Genomic DNA, 16,118 nt, shown 5'->3' with positions numbered 1-16,118 from the left:
ATGCTGCCCGGCAAGCCGGGCATGCTGGCTCAAAAGCCTCAGAAGCGGTTGTTGCCCTTGGTCACGTCCTTGACGACTTCCTTGGCATCACCATAATTTTTCTGCACAGAGCCTTCCACCTGTTTGACCAAGCCCTTGGCTTGCTGGTCCTTGCTTCCCACGAGCTTGCCGGCAGCTTCCTGTGCCTTGCCAACTGCGTCTTTGGCTGCGCCTTTGACTTGATCCTTGTTCATGATGACTCCTGATGAATTCGACGGGAAGGTCCAGGAAACCCTGGCGAGACCCTTGCGAGGCCATCGCGAGGGGTATCCCGGGCCAACGTTCGTCGTGTCACGTCAGCCAGTTACCAAGATACCGGGCTGCCGGGAACGCAGCGTAGGCCAAGCACCCAAACGCATGTCGGCGCCTGTTTGCCTGTACGCCTTCATCACTCAATCAGCCACCGTCACCACATTGCCGGAGAACATGATCCGGTCCGGCGCGTCCGCCTGCAGCTTGATGGGCGGCACATTGGCGGGCGTGATCGGGTTGGGCGTGGTGCCGTTCAGGCCGCGCGGCATGGTGCGCACTACCTGGCTGCCCGGCAGCGGTGCGCCGGTTTTGAGGTGGGCATACATCATGTCCATGGCCTGGATGAAATAGCGGTGCAGCGGCACCAGCCGCTGGCCGTAACCCGGGAACCCCAGGAAGGCATCAAAGTGCTGGGCGTTGGTGACTTCGATGTACGAGAGCTTGCTGCGCGAACCCTCCACCATCTTGTTCAGGCCAAAGTAGGGGCGCGAGGTAAACGCCACCGGCACCAGCGTGTCAGAGCGGCCATGCACGATCAGCGCAGGCTTGCCCTGCAGGTTGGCCGTGCGCAGCACTTGCTGGATGCCCTCGCGCACGCGCAGTGCGTCGGGGGTGTTTCCCGTGGCCAGGTTGCGCAGGCACAGGGCACCGGCGCTGTTGTAGTCCTGCACGTTGCCGGCAGAGATGGAAGCCGCGTCCAGCATCGGGCCACCCAGGCTGGCGTTGTTGACGATGTTCACGCCCACCGTGGGCGGTATGCCATTGCCGGTGCCGAATGACGTGGCCAGCGGGCCCGCCGGTGCAGGCACCGGCAGGTTGGGTGTGGGCGAAGCGGCAGGGGCCGTGGCGGCAAAGCTGTAGCCGCAGAGGTTGTCCTGCACGCCTGCACGCCCGTAGGCATTGGCATACGTCAGAGCCACCGGCAGGGTGGCAAACGAATAGTGCGACGCCTGCAGGTCGTTGCCCTCGGGCTGCCAGCCTGCCTGCACCAGCGTGGCCATGGCGCTGCCCGCCTGCTCGGCGGTGGTGTTGCCGGCGACCATGCCGTTGGCCTTGAGCGCACTGCAGCGGCTCGCGGCGATGACCGGGTTGATGGTGTTGAAGACGTTGGTGCCTGGCGAAGCCAGCGCAGCACAAGGCTGCAGCAGGTTGGCCAGCGTGGTGTAGTCATACAGCGGCTTGCCGGTGCCGGCCAGCGTGCTGCTGCCGCGCCGCACGCTCAGCCGCGCATCGGGCACCAGCTGCACCTGCGGCTCGCCCACGGCCACGCCGCTGATGAGTCCCTGCGTGTCCTGCTCGGCCGCGGCAAGTGCCGCACCGGCGCCGTTGGACACGCTGGACGCGATCACGATGGTGTTCGACGGGTTCAGCGTCTTCAGGCGGCCGCCGCCGTTCGGCGAAGGCTTGCCATAGCGCTCGTTCAATACGAAGTAGGCAAACTCCACCGCCTGCAGCGTGTAGCGGCCCCAGTCTTTTTCAGAGTTCTGCTGCGAATGCGCATGCTTGACGGCAAAGCGGTTGGGCGTGGCCGCGTTGAAGGCTGTGCGTTCAGCCTGCGTCAGGTTGGCGGTGAAGTTGGAGGCCATGCCGGCCGCCACTGCATCGGCGCGCAGGCCGTTTTGCAGGTGCACCGTGTTGTTCTGCAAGTCGTGCATGCCGCTACCGGTGCCCTTGTCGGTATAGGCCACGGCGCAGCCGTTTTTCAGGCCCCATTCACCCGACGACCCAATGGCGCCGTAGATACCACGCGAACCGCTCGAGGTGCCGGTGACGATGCATGGGCTTGCCGGGTTGAAGCTGGCCGGCACCTGCACCATCATCGTGACGTTCTGCCGGCCGCTGCCGTCGTCTGAATAGGCGATGTATTCCGTGCCGGCGATCTTGCCTTCACTGGCCGTGATGTTGCCCTTGGCATCCACATTGGGGCCGTACAGCGTGCCGTAGCCGCCGCCGGGGGAAATGTCGAGGATGGCGCGGTAGTTGTTGTAAATCGCAATGCGGCGCAGTTCGGCCGCGCTCGGGTTCAGGGGGTCGACGGGCAGCGGCGCCGGTGCGGCCAGGCCGCTCTTGCCCAGGCCGGCAGTCAGCAAGTCGTCGTTGCCGCCGTCATACACGCCGGTGGTGATGCCGCCCAGCCAGACCGGTTTGATATTGGGCTGCACGCCCACACCGCTTGCGCAGCCGCCCAGTGCGGCCATTGCCGCCAGGGCCATGGTTGTTTTGATCAGGGTGAATTTCATGTCGTCCTCCTCGGGTTATTCGTACAACATCATCAGCGCAATGCCGTCTGTATGGGCGTTTTGGATTGTCGGATTTGTAAGGTTTTTCTTGTAAGGGTTTTGCCTCAACCTCGCGTTGGCCCTGGACCGCCTCAAAGGCCTGGTCGCCCCCGCTGCCACAGCGGATAGACGCAGCGAAAAGCGTGCGGCCAAAAAAAAGCGGCGCCATGCGCCGCGATTCAGCCACAAGCCATACCGGTTGCAGCATTGGGATTCAACGTGTGCTTCAGCCCTTGGGAATCACCAGCTTCTGGCCGACGTGAATCAGGTTCGGGTTGGGCAGGTTGTTGCGCGACTCAATTTCGCCAAAGCGCATGTTGCTTCCCAACGTGGCGGCGGCGATTTTCGAGAGTGTGTCGCCCGCTTTCACCACATAGACCGTTTCGGTCTTGTCGGCGTTCTTGACCTTGGCCAGATTGGTGCTCGTGAAGTATTTCTTCACCAGTTCGCCGTACTCGGGCAGCACTTTGGCCTTGCGAATGGCGATGTTGATGTTTTCAAGCAGCTGGCTGTCTGCCTTGCGCACACCTATCTTGTACTTGATGTTGGAACCCGGGAGCTTGGACACCGCGAACTGCAGGTCTGTCCCGCGGATTTCGGCCACTCCGAAGGGGTAGTCGTAAATCACCGCATCTACCTGGCCCTTTTTGATGAAGTTGTTGATCCAGTTGYGCTCGCCATTGACAGATTCGTCGCTCAGCTCGATCAGACGCGCCTTCGGGAACTGGCGCGACACATACGCCTTGACGTCCGGGTCACCCTTGAGGATGCCGACGGTCAGGCCGTTGAGGTCTTCAACGCTTCGGATAGAGGACACCTTCGGTGTAATGAGGGCGTAGCCGAAGTCCTCGACATACGGAATGGAATACACCACGCCCGGCAGGTCTTCGTCGGTAAAGGTGAGGCCGTCGATGGCAATGTCCACCGTTGAATTGCCCCGGTTGTCGTTCTTGAGCAGCGCAGCCGGCACATCGGGGTAGGTGTCCACGATATGGTCGGTGTCGATGTTGATTTGCCCGCCCTTGGGCGTGAACTCGCTTTGGGCGAAAAGCACCTTCAGGAATTCGTAGTTAAACCCCTGCGGCTTGCCGTTTTCAACGTAATAAAAGGGCTTGGCCGGCGACTGCACGCTGACGCGCACAGTGCCCTTGTCCACGATGCTCTGGAAGGTTGCCCCGCCGCCCGCGGCCGGAGCGACAGCCGCCGCCTTGGGCGCGGGCGCGTCGGCGGGCGGGGCCGGATTGGCCCCTGCGCCGGGGTTGCCGCTCATGCTGGCAGGAGCGCGCGAATCGAGGTACTTCATGCCGCCATACACGGCGCCGCCGACGACGGCAACAATCAGGATCAATCGGGGAATAGGTTTGAGGGCCATGGCTTTAGTCCGCTTTGCGTTTTCTGGTTTCGGAAGTCTTGTTGAAGCTTATTTTTTGTCTGCTGCGTTTTTCTGGAACCAGTCCACCCCGTCGGCGCGCGCTTCCACGGGTACGCCCTGCGGGCTGCTGACGATGTTCACCGGCAGGCCGGGCGACGGGTTGTTCTCGATCAGGAGGCGCTTGGAATCGCCCAGCACCAGCGACTCGGCATTCTTTTCCCACTCGGCCAGCATCTGCATCGCATCGCCTTCGTACACACCATTTTGCAGGTCGACGGAGCGCATGAAACTATCGGACATGCGGGCGAAATCCTCGATCTCGCCGATCTTCATCGCATAGTCGGCCGCCAGGTATTCGTTGGCCATGTCGAACATGGCGCGTGTGTCGGGGTCGCCGTTGATGATGGCTTGCGCAGACTTGATGGCCGAATGGGCGTTGTCCATCATTTCCTTCTTGCGCTCCTTGACCTTGATCTCGCTTTGCATGTCCTTGATGAGGAAGTTCGACACCTCCTGGTACTTGGCGAGCACGCGGTACAGCAGTTCCAGTTTGGCCAGCAGGTCCTGGTAGGTCAGGTTGGCGTCGTTCATGCGGCCCACTTCACGCGAAGCCAGCGCTGCGTCCATCGTCTTGTTCTGTTTTTTCGCCTCGCTCATCAGCCGCAGGGATCCGTCGCGCGACTTGTTGTTGTTGGCGATCTCTTCCTTGCACTGGCGAATCATCCCGGAAAGCTTGGCGATGCGGGTGTTCATGTTGGCGAGCTTGTCCTGCAGCTCTTCCACATAATTTTTCATGATGCCGATGGGATCGATCTCCACGAACACTTGCGTGATCTTGCGCATCAGGCTCATGTACATGTACTTGCCGAGGCGCCAGAAACGCTTGTCGGTAATGATGAAGCCGAGCACCACCACCACAACGCCCAGCAATGCGGCATAGATGGTGTTTTGCAGCAGCGTGATGATGTAGGGCAGCGCCTTGTAAAGCAGGAAACCGGCGCCGGCGATCAGGCTGACGCCAACGATCTGGCCGGTCACGCCTTCCGGGCGCTCCCAGAACGATTTGGGTTTGAAATTCTGTGGAATGAGGTTCACAGTTCTGTCCTTTGATTCTGCGTATACGGATCGGGAATGTTCAGCGCTTCAGGCGCCGAGGTAGCGCACGACTTTTGCCCTGGCTTCCACCAGCTGGGCCTTGACCACGGCCAGCGCGCTTTCAAACCGGATGTTGACTTCAACGATCTCCGCGCGCTTGGCCGCGATTTCTCTTTCGAACCCGGCGATTTTTTTGTGGGCGGTCTCCACTTCCTGCTGAATCTGCCCCAGCCTTTCCTGCAGGCGTGCGCGCTCTTCGTCCACCTTGGCGACCGAAGCACGCAGGGAATCTATCTCCCGGATTCGCGCATTGATCTGCAGGTCCTGCTGGTTTTTCGCCTGGCCGTGAAAGCGCTGGGATTCCGCTTCAAGCGCGGGAAGATGCTGCATGTCGATGGACTGGACGATCTGGTCCACCGTCCGCGTCTTGCCCACAATGCCGAATGCGGCCTTGTAGCGCGACGCCTCGTCAGGAATGAAGGCCTCCAGCGGCGTGACGGCCTCTACCAGCGCCGTATAGGCCGTGGTTTTTTCCATCACGACTTCCATCATGCGGTCCACCATCGGGTTTTTGGCTTTGGCAGCCACCACATTGGCAGCGGCCGATGGCAAGGGGGCCGGCGCCGTGATGGCCGATTTGTCCGCAGAGGCAGGCGCGCCGGGCGTGGGTTCAGGCTCAAACAAGACGTCCCGGAGTTTTCCAAAAAAGCCGGATCCGCCCTCGGGTGGCGTTGTGTTGTCTGTCATGGTTCCCTCACTCCTCGGTAACAATTTTTTCGGCTCACTTGCGGCTGTTTTCCAGGCGCAGGCGCATCTCGCGGCCATTAGTCGTTGATGACTATATAGCAGCACCTGGTTTCTTCCCAAAAACCAAGGGTACGAGCCCCTTCCAGCCGGACACAATGTCTGATTTCCCAGACACCTTGCCCACCTTCCCTGCTTTACTTTTTACTTACTTCGCGTCGCTGTACACCGTGGCACGCGAAACGCCCATGTGCGCGGCGGCAATCTCGGCACCGCGGCGGATTTCCAGGTAGCCCGCCTTCTTGAGGTCTTGCACCAGCTGCTTGCGGTCTGCGGGCTTGAGCGAGCGTGATGTCGTGGCGCGGGCTGCGGCAAATTCGTCAATGCACTGCTGAATGCGGTCGGCATTGGCGGCGTCCAGCGTTTCGGTGACGGCGCTGCTTTCAATCGCGGTGAACTGCGACATCGCCGCCTGGAAGCCGTTGAACAGCGTCAGGTCCACGTTCAGGCAGATCGCCGCCACGTATTCACCTTCTTCGTTGCGAATGCCCACCGACGTGCTCTTGACCTTGCGGCCGTCGGCAAACTGGTTGGCGTAGTTGGCAATCACCGCGGGGTAGTCCGGGTCCTGGATGCGCGCCAGGCCCAGCTCGGTGGCGGGCTGGCCCAGGCGTCGGCCGCTCAGGTTGTTCTCAATCGCCAGGATCGCGTTCTTTGGGTGTGTCAGGTCATGCACCACCACTTCACAAAACGGCGCAAACGTCTTGCCCAGGCCTTCGGCAATGTTTTTCAGCTCGGCGAGCAGATGTTTGTTGCTGGGCGTGTTGCTGGGTTTTTTCATGGTGCGCGGCCTCCGGCGAGTCAGGCGATTCAAATTTCAGACAAATTGTCCAGACGGCCATCGTATCGCACCACGCGGCATTGATGGAACAAAAGGCCGGCGCCCGTGCGCGGCAGCCGGACACCATGCGCAAGCAAATTCCTACACAGAGCCTGCCCAGCCTCCTGCACCGCACGGCCGCCACAGCGGCGAAAGTACAACGCTATCTGCCGCGGCTTGCTGGTTTGCTAATTCCTATCTTCGCGGCGACTGTTCCTCATACCAAATCAACCAATCAACAACCACCCCTTCAAAGGAGGCCCTCATGTTGAACCGATTGAACCGATCGAAATTCAAACTCAGCAGCGTGGCGCTGGCCGCGGTGGCCGCTTCTGCCCTGGCACTGGCGGCCCTGCCCGCCACGGCCCAGACCAGCACCACCGCAGGCACATCAACAGCGGCCGATGCCGGCAAACTGGCCCGTGCCGACAAGGGCATGCTGGACGACCTGGCCCAGGCCAACATTGCTGAGATCGAGTCCGGCAAGATGGCGCTCGAGAAATCACAGAACGCCGAGATCAAAAAGTTTGCGCAGCAAATGATTGAAGACCACAACAGCGCGCTGGCCGAAGTGCAGGCACTGGCCCGCGCCAAAGGTGTGACCTTGCCCGACGGCCCCGGCGTGATGGCCAAAACCAAGGCCACCGCAATGAAGGCCCTGTCCGGCAACCTGTTTGACACGGAATACGCCAAGCGCGCCGGCGTGGGCGACCATGAAGCCACCATCAAGCTGCTGAACAAGATCCAGAAGGACGCCAAAGACGCCGACCTGAAGGCGCTGGCCGGCAAGATGCTGCCCAAGGTGGAAGCCCACCTGGAAATGGCCAAGGCCGTGGTGCCCGCCAAGTAAGCTACGCATCGCGGGCTGTTGCCCGCGCCCTGGGTTTCCTCATTCTTTTAGAAAGACGCCATGTCAATTATCTGGACCATCATCATTGGCTTCATCATCGGCTTTGTCGCCAAGTTCCTGATGCCCGGCCGCGACCCTGGCGGCTTCATCATCACCGTGCTCATCGGTATTGCGGGCTCCTTCCTTGCCACCTACCTGGGCGCGGCCATGGGCTGGTACCAGCAAGGCGAAACGGCCGGCTTCATCGCCGCCGTGCTTGGCTCCATCGTGCTGCTGCTGGGCTACCGCCTGATTGCCAAGCGCTAGGCAGAAGGCAAGCCATACGACCTGGCCCGGCAGCCGCGCCGGCCTGGTTACCTGGCTGGCAGCGGCGTGCGCTGGGCCGGGTCGTAGAAAAACGTTTCTTCGGCAATGCGCTCGCCTTCCCAGCGCTGGTACGCGAGCTCTTCCATGCGCATGGTGCTGCCGTCGGCCCACACAAAATTGAACACCCAGCGGATGACGACCTTGTCACCGCTGATAAACACCGGCCGCACGCAGGTTGACGTGACCGACTTCACGCGCGCCATCACTTTCGCTTCACCTTCCATCAGTTTGTCGCGCCCGCGGCGCGGCGGCTGCTGGTTCTCTTGCATCGTGGCGTTGGGCGTGTAGAACTCTTCAATCGCTTCGGTGTGCGCGTTTTGTTCAACGCGGGCGACAAAGCGTTCAACGGTTTCGGGCGTGGGCATGCGGCGATTTCCTTTGCTGGGGTGCTTGTGGCGTGTTGATGCGTTTCGGCTCTGTGGCCTGAATCAGGAGATTAGGCGGCAGGCTGGGCGAACGAAACCGAAGTGTTGCACGCCTGAAGGTTTTGCGCTTGCAGCATGGCCATTCGCGCTTGCGGTTTTCTTCTGCGGGCACGGCGCATCATGCGAGAGCCGGCGCAGGTCAGCGAATCAACGCACGCGAATCACCACCGTGTTGGCCAAAAAATCGTGCACCGCGCGACGCTGCTCGTTGAGCAGCATGGTGACCATCTCCAGCAGAACCCAGGTCACGGAAGTCAGGTACGCCGATTGATACAAGGTGGCATCCGGCATTTCCCCGGTGGTCACAAAGCTGATGGAATACCACAGGCCCACGGGCGCCATCAGCAACGGAACAAAGTTGCGCACCGCCGCCTGCTTGTAGGAAATCCGGCCGCCCCTCACATCAATCACCCGCACCCCGGCGAAGAACTTGCCCAGTGTTTGCCCAAAACGGCCATGCATGTAGATGTCATAGCCCACCGGAAAAGCCGAAAAGAGAACGCACAGCAAGGCGTTGGCAAAGGCGCCCAGATGGGGCGTCATGCACCACCCGATGAGCCCGGTGGCTATCGACATGAGAAACCCGTCGATGATCAAAGCCAGAAAACGAGGGCCACCGGTCTGGTAGTTATAGATAGGCATCGATGGGCAACTTTGAGTTGAAGGGCACCTACGGCCCCTGCAAATCAAGGCTGACCGCACCTGCAGCAAGGTGAGTGACCGCGAACGCGACCTCATGCTGTTGGATGCTGGGATTCTAGGACTAGGCAGGCAAAAAAAGCCCAATGACCGGCGCACCGGTCATGAGCGGACTGGCCTTAGTGCTTCTTTGCGCTCGCCTCAACTAGTGGGTCCGCATGCCTGTGCACCAGCTTCCAGGCATCGCCTTCGCGCCTGTACACCTCCGTCACCCGCAGCTTGTTCGCCACGGGCTCTGGCTCGCCCTTCATGCGGGCCTGTGCTTTTTGAATGCCCGTCCAGAAGGCAACGGTATCGCCCGCCGCCATGTCCAAAATCTCCAGCTGGGTCGTGCTGCCTGGCTCAAACCGGCCGGCATCCTGCTGGTAGCGCGACCACACTTCCTGCGTGCCCCGCACCACCCCGCCGCCGGGGCTCATGAAGGTGGCCGGTGACTCCTGCGCCACAACACGGCCCAGCGGTGCCGCGTCGCCACTGACATATGCGGCTGCGACGCGCTGCCGCTCTTTCATAAGGGTTTTGAAGTCTTGCTGCTGTTTGCTCATCTTGCCTCTCCTTAAAAGGACACGCTAAGCCCGCGGCACGGGCGGCCGCGTAGGACAAGGGATGAGGGGGAAAGCGGAGAAGTCGCACTGCGCGGCATTTTGGTGAATATTCACATACGAAATTCGTACGTTCTAGCGACTTGGCCGCAGAAGCACCCTAGCTGCGACGCGACTTCGAGTCCATGATGGTTGTCACAAATTGTTATCGCCCTCCCTTTACTCGAATGGACCGACGCGTAAATCGAAGGTCCATTCAAAACCAACTCGCTTCATTCACGACTCTTCAGAAAGAGACAAATGACAACCATAAAGTCGATTCAGAAACTCTCGGAGTACGGAATATTTCGTAACTACACAGGAACTCAAACGCAACCCTTTCCGAAGCGAAATCTCATTTACGGCTGGAACGGCAGCGGAAAGTCGACGCTCTCCACGATTTTTGAATCACTAGAGGAAAGAACGGTTTCTAGCCCGCGATTCCAAAAGAGCGATTTTTCGATCACGACCGAGAGTGGCACCCTACTAACGGCAACTACTCTTAGTGGTTGCTCACTCAATATCCGAACCTTTAATCAAAATTTCATCAAGAAAAACATTGATTGGGACAATTCCGTGAAAGGAATTCTGCTGATAGCAGAGGGAAAAATTCAAGAGAAGAAGGAGCTTGATGAGCTACAGCAAGTTCATCGCGCATCCACAGCTCTAGTCGCAGCGGAAAACAACACCCTTCAAGGTCTTGAAGAGGGGGTTGCTAAATTTTTGAGTGAGAGTGCCAAACGAACGAAAACAAGCTTGCAGGTCATAGATACCAAGGACGCTCGCTATTTCAATTACAACAAAACCAAACTCGAGGAATTTTTAAAATTAAACCGACTCGAGGTAACCAAGGAAGAGGCGATTCTTTCAGACGAGGACATCGTAGTACAGACCAAAATGGCGCGCCCTGAGTACAAGCCGTCCATAACTCCTGTAAATATTCAAATTGACTCTAAAAAATTCGCGGCCGCGCATCTACGCCTTGTCGACTTACTGAAAACAAGCGCCGCGAATACCGCTATAGATCGCTTAACTTCAAATGGAGATATACAAAGTTGGGTGGCGGAAGGATTAAATATTCATGCAAATCACGAAAGTCAAGAGTGTGAATTCTGTGGTTCGGCCCTAAGGCCCGAAAGACAAAAAGCGCTGGGCGAACATTTCAATAAGGAATTTCTGGACTTTCAAAATCGATTGGAGGCCGCTGATCAATGGCTGGAGGCGCAATATTTAGATATTTCAAGTTGCCCCGGCGAGGGGAATTTCTACGATGAACTGAAGGTTGACTACAAACGCGGGGTGGCGGAACTTTTCGAATCGTCCGTCTCCATTAACAACCACATACAGCAATGGCATGAGATCCTTAAAAGAAAATCTGCAAATCAATTCGACTCTTCACTTTCTGTTGAAGCTATATCTGCCGATTCGATCGTCCAGTTCAACAAGGCGGCCGTAGAAGTGCAGGCGCAAATTGATAAGCACAATGCAAAAACAGAAAACTTTGAAGCAATAACTAAACAAAGTAAACAGCGACTTGAGCTTCACTACGCAGCTAGAGAGGCAAGAGATTTTGGCTACTTCGAAAAAATAGAACTTATCGGGAAATGTGGTGCCAGAATTACTGAGGCAAGCGCACCTCTAGCGGCTCAAATTGAACGATTGCGAGTGCTAACAAACTCCCTGGCAAACGAAGGCGAAGGAGCAGAGCAATTTAATAAAGCGCTGCATAGATTCCTTGGTCGCTCTGAGTTGACCCTGAGATTCAAGAGCTCCTCTTTCGGATACGAAATTATCCGAAACAACACAGGTGAGCATGACGGGAATCTGAGCGAAGGCGAGAAGACAGCTATAGCTTTCGTCTACTTCATTACGAAGTTAACCGAGAACAACAACCGACTAGAGGACACGATTGTTGTCATCGATGATCCTGTATCCAGTTTCGACTCCAATCACTTGTTTCACTGCTATTCGTTTCTTCGCATTCATTGCGAAGCTGCAATGCAACTCTTCGTTCTAACGCACAATTTTAATTTCTATAAGCTCATACGCGATTGGTTTGAGGGCACAAATAAAAATCGTGGAGCAAAAGGGCAACCGCCCGTTGCCAACTTTTACGTCGTCGAAAGTAATTCGGAAATTCCTCGCTCGTCAATCCTCAAGAATGCAGATCAAACTCTAGTTAACTACCAATCGGAGTATCACTATCTCTTCTCTCGGCTATACAAGTTTCGAGACAAGGCGTCACTTACTCCTGATGACGCATACCTAACAGCAAATCTTTCTCGAAAACTCCTTGAGGCTTTTTTTGCATTTAAGTACCCGGGAAGTCGTAGCGACTTTGCAGCTCTACTTATAAAAGCTCAATCTGACAGCGCCTCCGTGACTCAGGAAGTTAGGGAAAAAATCTATCGATTCATCAATAAATATTCTCACAGTGCTGTTATAGAAATAAGTGAGGATGCGGCAGAAAATCTGCAAGGTGAAGGACAAAGCGTCATTAAGGAAATTTTCAATTGGATTGAAGAGGCCGACACTACACATTATGGGCAAATGAAAGACCTAGTTTCATCTGGGGCCCCCTAGCTCGCCACCAGCGACGATCCGCTCCTTATGGCGCTGCTCTCCCGGAGTTCCACCAATAGAGCCACTATCAAGATAGTTGGCGAGCTGTAGTCCCTGACATCCCTGCATTGAGCGATGCAACGAAACTTTCCGCTCCGACAACGAGGAGCCCGCCTATCCCCTCCTTCCAATGCCACACGTTGTCTGGCACGAACGTTCAACCCGTTGCTGATCCTCGGCGACCGACGCAACGCGCGCTCAATGGTAGATTCGGAAAAAAGCCCAGCCCCGGGCCGAATAAAAACAACCCATGAACAATAAAACCAAGATCGCCCTCGCCGCAGCCGGAGGAACCCTGTTACTGGTAGTGGCCACCGCCATCGTCATTACCCTTGACTCTGACCGTAGCAAGAACGGCGCACCACCGCCTGCCGCGGCCCTGGCGGCCGCACCACTAGACACCAGCAAAATCCTGACGGGCATGCAGGACCTGCTGGCCAGCTACCGCAAAATCATCGTGCTATTCGCCGACGAGAAGAAGCTGGGGGCGGGTGAGCGGGCCATGGCCAACCAGGTGGGGCAGGGGCTGTTTCATGACAACCGTGCGCGCGCGGCCGAGATTGAGGCGCAGCTGGCGGCGCTGGTGGCTTCTGGCAGTGCGCAGCGCTTTGATGCGATTGCGGGAATCCTGGACTATGTGGAAAGCGACAAGAGCCTCTTTGACGCTGACCGGCTGGCTTTTCGGGAGCTGCTGCGCAGCCTGCAAACCAGCGTGGCGGCTGACTCGTCACTCCCGGCCATCAAGCTGCACAAGCGCATTGGTGAAGACCTGGATGCGCTGGTGGAGATTGAGCGCAACTACGAGAAAGAAATTCGCCTGGTGTTCGGCCGCTTTGAGCCGCGGGCGATTGAGCTGAAACGAGAGCGCTGGGAAGACTACGTTGCCAGCCTGAAGAAGCGCTACACGCGCGAGCAGATCTTGAAAGACTTTGGCGTGGTGATGCCTTACGCGCTGCCCAAGCCCACCACGCGCAAAAGCAAAGATGAAGAAGAGGGCGAGGTTTTTGGCTACAGCCTGCCGCCCAAGACGATTGTGCTGACGTTTGACGACGGCCCGCACGGCGTTTACACGAATGAGATTGCGGCCATCTTGAAGCAATACGGTGCGCCGGGCATCTTCTTTCAGGTGGGCAGCAACCTGGGCACGGTGGCAGCTGACGGCAAAACCAAACTGGGGCCGCGCGCAGACATCAGCCGCAAGCTGCTGGAAGCCGGCCACACGCTGGCCAACCACAGCATGACGCATGCGCAGCTTTCCAGGCTCAATGGTGCGGGCCTCAAATCAGAAATGTTGGGCACTGATGAATTGCTGAAGGCAGTGGATGCGCGGCGCTCGCCGCTCTTTCGCTTTCCGTATGGCGCGCGCAATGACGAAGGGCTGGACGTGCTGTCGGCCGCGCACCTGCGCTCTGTCATGTGGAACATTGACTCGCTCGACTGGGCTGACCCGGTGCCCAGCTCGATTGTGGAACGCGTGCTGAAGTCGGTAGAAAAAGAAGGCCGCGGCATTGTGCTGTTTCATGACATTCATGAACGCACGGTGAAGGCGCTGCCGGCCATTCTGGAGCGCCTAGTGGCCGACGGCTACCAGTTTGCGAGCTGGGACGGCAGCGGCTTTACCGTGGCCAAAGGCACTGGCGTGGCGCCCGCCCCGCAGGCGGCCAACCCGGGCTACAGCGATTCGTGGGCCATTGTGATTGGCATTGACGACTACGCCAGCTGGCCCAAGCTGCAGTACGCGGTGCGCGATGCGCGTGCCATTCGCGAAACGTTGATCCAGCGGTTTGGCTTTGCCGCGGACCACGTGATCTCTTTGGAAAACCGTGAGGCCACACGCACCGGCATATTGGCCGCCTTTCACGACAAGCTGGCGCACAGCGGCATGAAAAAGAACGACCGGCTGTTTGTGTTCTTTGCCGGGCACGGCGCCACACGGCAGCTGAGCTCGGGCCGCGATTTGGGTTACATCATTCCGGCAGATTCAGACCCGAACAAGATCGCGACGGATGCGGTGCCGATGACGGAGCTGCAGAACATTGCCGAAAGCCTGACGGCCAAGCATGTGCTGTTTGTGATGGACGCCTGCTACAGCGGGCTGGGCTTGACGCGCGGCGCGGGCTCTGGCAACTTTCTGCGCGACAACGCGAAGCGCCTGGGCCGGCAGATGCTGACGGCCGGCGGCGCCGACCAGCTGGTAGCCGACGGCGGGCCGAACGGGCATTCGGTGTTTACCTGGACGCTGCTGCAGGCGATGGGCGGCAAGGCCGACCTGAACGGCGACGGCCTGATCACCGCGACCGAGCTGGCCGCGTATGTAGCGCCGGCCGTGGCGTCGGTATCGCGGCAGACGCCGGCCTTTGGCAGCCTGCCGGGCTCGGAAGGCGGCGACTTTGTGTTTGCGCTGCCGGCAGAGGCCGAGTTTTTGAGCGCGCAGACAAGCCAGCTGTCTGGCGATGCGATTGCGCTGAACAGCAAGCTGGACGCCACACGCCCGCCCGCTGCGGCGCCGACTGCCGGCAGCGATGCGCCGGTGACGGCGCCGCCCACGGCAACCGTGGTGGTGAAAGACCTGCAGGGTGGTGAACAAAAGATCACCACGCCGCTGGCGGTGCCCAGCTCGGCTCGGCAACTGGCCCAGCGCGCCAATGACCGCGGCCTGCAGCTCTATAAAGAAAAGCTGTATGCCGAAGCCGAAGCCCAGTTCACCGAAGCGCTGAAGCTGCGCCCCGACTTTGCACTGGCCGCCAACAACCTGGGGTTTGTGTATTTCAAGCAAGACAAGTTCAAGGAAGCGGCGCGCTGGTTTGAGAACACCGTGAAGATGGACCCATCACGTGCGATTGCCTACCTGAACCTGGGCGACGCCCATGCGCGGGCAGGCGACGGCGAGAAGGCGAAGAAGGCTTTTCGCAACTACCTGGAGCTGGCACCGAACGGGCCGGGCGCAACCCATGCGAAACAGGAGCTTGAGAAGGCCTGATGCTGCTGAAGCAGGCTGGAGTTGAAGTGGCCTGGGGCGATTTGGCGATACTCTGCCTATGACTTCCACCTCCCCAGCCGCTCACGCAGTTTCCCGGCTGCGCACTGCGCGTCTGGCGCGCGCCTCCAAACCCTTCCTCGCCCGCGGCGGCCCGCGCAATGTGCGCTGCGCCGGTTGTCGCCTGATGCCCAGCCACTGCATGTGCGCCCTGCGCCCCAGCGTGTCCACGCGCGCGGGTGTGTGCCTGGTCATGGCCGACATCGAGGCGCTGAAACCCAGCAACACGGGCTGGCTGATTGCCGACGTGGTGGCGGACACGTTTGCGTTTGAGTGGGCGCGCACCGAGGTTGACCCTGCGCTGCTGGCCCTGCTGGCGGATCCGCAGTGGCAGCCCTACCTGGTGTTTCCGGGCGAGTTTGTGGCGGCTGAGCGGGTGGTGGCGGATGTGTTGCCTGCCGGCTCATCAGATAGCCAGAATGCCAAACGCCCACTGTTTGTGCTGCTCGACGCGACCTGGCCCGAGGCGCGAAAGATGTTTCGCAAGAGCCCCTACCTCAACCATTTGCCGGTGCTGAGTTTGCAGAGCGAACAGCTCTCTCGCTACAAGCTGCGGCGTTCGCAGCGCGACACGCACTTTTGCACGTCTGAAGTGGCCGCCCTGTGCCTGGAACTGGCCGGTGAAACGCATGCGGCGCAAACGCTGGAGGCCTACCTGGATGTGTTTACCAACCGCTATTTAAAAGCCAAGCAGCAGCAGCCGCTGGATCTGGAAGATGCGGCGCATCTTCAGCTCCGCAAATTGGCTCACCCCTGAAGGGACTGGCACACCCCTGTTGAGGCTCACTGCGTGTAGCCCCCTCTCCCCTTGCAGGGGACGGGCGCCTTGCGGCCGGCAAAGCCGGACCGCGGCCCCTGCTGGTGAAGCCACGCCACG

At 58.9% G+C, this 16,118-nt stretch carries 14 protein-coding genes; 5 read left to right on the top strand and 9 right to left on the bottom strand.

The genetic code is table 11. The annotated features are described in order from the left end of the window. Positions 1 to 38: 38 nt before the first annotated feature. From AC1DY9_RS22480 to AC1DY9_RS22455, 6 genes are all read right to left on the bottom strand, one after another. The gene (locus AC1DY9_RS22480) at positions 39 to 233 is read right to left on the bottom strand and encodes a CsbD family protein (protein WP_457282032.1); all 195 of its coding nucleotides are present in this window, start codon (positions 231 to 233) and stop codon (positions 39 to 41) included. Positions 234 to 431: 198 nt separating this feature from the next. Beyond that, complete coding sequence (locus AC1DY9_RS22475) at positions 432 to 2,531, bottom strand: D-(-)-3-hydroxybutyrate oligomer hydrolase (protein WP_477667707.1); 2,100 nt, start codon at positions 2,529 to 2,531, stop codon at positions 432 to 434. Positions 2,532 to 2,796: 265 nt separating this feature from the next. After that, the gene (locus AC1DY9_RS22470; RefSeq protein ID WP_477667706.1) at positions 2,797 to 3,942 is read right to left on the bottom strand and encodes a transporter substrate-binding and LysM peptidoglycan-binding domain-containing protein; all 1,146 of its coding nucleotides are present in this window, start codon (positions 3,940 to 3,942) and stop codon (positions 2,797 to 2,799) included. Positions 3,943 to 3,990: 48 nt separating this feature from the next. Then, positions 3,991 to 5,037, bottom strand: a complete 1,047-nt coding sequence (locus AC1DY9_RS22465; protein ID WP_457282029.1) for a hypothetical protein — start codon at positions 5,035 to 5,037, stop codon at positions 3,991 to 3,993. 48 nt (positions 5,038 to 5,085) lie between these two features. Further along, positions 5,086 to 5,784, bottom strand: a complete 699-nt coding sequence (locus tag AC1DY9_RS22460; RefSeq protein WP_477667705.1) for a zinc ribbon domain-containing protein — start codon at positions 5,782 to 5,784, stop codon at positions 5,086 to 5,088. Between the two features lie 205 nt (positions 5,785 to 5,989). Then, positions 5,990 to 6,622: a helix-turn-helix transcriptional regulator gene (locus AC1DY9_RS22455; protein WP_477648756.1), complete on the bottom strand. Its 633-nt coding sequence runs from the start codon at positions 6,620 to 6,622 to the stop codon at positions 5,990 to 5,992. A gap of 304 nt (positions 6,623 to 6,926) precedes the next feature. Between AC1DY9_RS22455 and AC1DY9_RS22450 the strand changes: the two genes are divergently transcribed. Then, a complete protein-coding gene (locus AC1DY9_RS22450) occupies positions 6,927 to 7,511 on the top strand; it encodes a DUF4142 domain-containing protein (RefSeq protein ID WP_477667704.1) in 585 nt (194 codons plus the stop codon). Positions 7,512 to 7,571: 60 nt separating this feature from the next. Beyond that, complete coding sequence (locus AC1DY9_RS22445) at positions 7,572 to 7,817, top strand: GlsB/YeaQ/YmgE family stress response membrane protein (RefSeq protein WP_457282025.1); 246 nt, start codon at positions 7,572 to 7,574, stop codon at positions 7,815 to 7,817. Between the two features lie 47 nt (positions 7,818 to 7,864). Here the strand turns inward: AC1DY9_RS22445 and AC1DY9_RS22440 are convergent, their stop codons facing one another. The 3 genes from AC1DY9_RS22440 to AC1DY9_RS22430 all read right to left on the bottom strand — a co-directional run bounded on the left by AC1DY9_RS22440 (position 7,865) and on the right by AC1DY9_RS22430 (position 9,546). Further along, positions 7,865 to 8,242, bottom strand: a complete 378-nt coding sequence (locus tag AC1DY9_RS22440; protein WP_477667703.1) for a nuclear transport factor 2 family protein — start codon at positions 8,240 to 8,242, stop codon at positions 7,865 to 7,867. Between the two features lie 207 nt (positions 8,243 to 8,449). Continuing rightward, entirely contained in the window at positions 8,450 to 8,944 is a 495-nt protein-coding gene (locus AC1DY9_RS22435; protein WP_457282022.1) for an RDD family protein, read from the bottom strand. 176 nt (positions 8,945 to 9,120) lie between these two features. After that, positions 9,121 to 9,546 (bottom strand): YybH family protein, encoded by a 426-nt coding sequence (locus AC1DY9_RS22430; protein ID WP_477667702.1) that lies wholly within the window; start codon positions 9,544 to 9,546, stop codon positions 9,121 to 9,123. Positions 9,547 to 9,843: 297 nt separating this feature from the next. Here AC1DY9_RS22430 and AC1DY9_RS22425 point away from each other — a divergent pair, with 297 nt between their 5' ends. From AC1DY9_RS22425 to AC1DY9_RS22415, 3 genes are all read left to right on the top strand, one after another. Further along, the gene (locus AC1DY9_RS22425) at positions 9,844 to 12,165 is read left to right on the top strand and encodes an AAA family ATPase (RefSeq protein ID WP_477667701.1); all 2,322 of its coding nucleotides are present in this window, start codon (positions 9,844 to 9,846) and stop codon (positions 12,163 to 12,165) included. 289 nt (positions 12,166 to 12,454) lie between these two features. Further along, positions 12,455 to 15,184: a polysaccharide deacetylase family protein gene (locus tag AC1DY9_RS22420; protein WP_477667700.1), complete on the top strand. Its 2,730-nt coding sequence runs from the start codon at positions 12,455 to 12,457 to the stop codon at positions 15,182 to 15,184. 58 nt (positions 15,185 to 15,242) lie between these two features. Then, positions 15,243 to 15,998: a tRNA-uridine aminocarboxypropyltransferase gene (locus tag AC1DY9_RS22415; protein WP_477667699.1), complete on the top strand. Its 756-nt coding sequence runs from the start codon at positions 15,243 to 15,245 to the stop codon at positions 15,996 to 15,998. Positions 15,999 to 16,118 lie beyond the last annotated feature (120 nt).

This window comes from Polaromonas sp. P1_F6 (assembly GCF_056405695.1).
The sequence above is the reverse complement of the archived record's forward strand: the minus strand, read 5'-3'. Positions and strand labels throughout refer to the sequence as shown.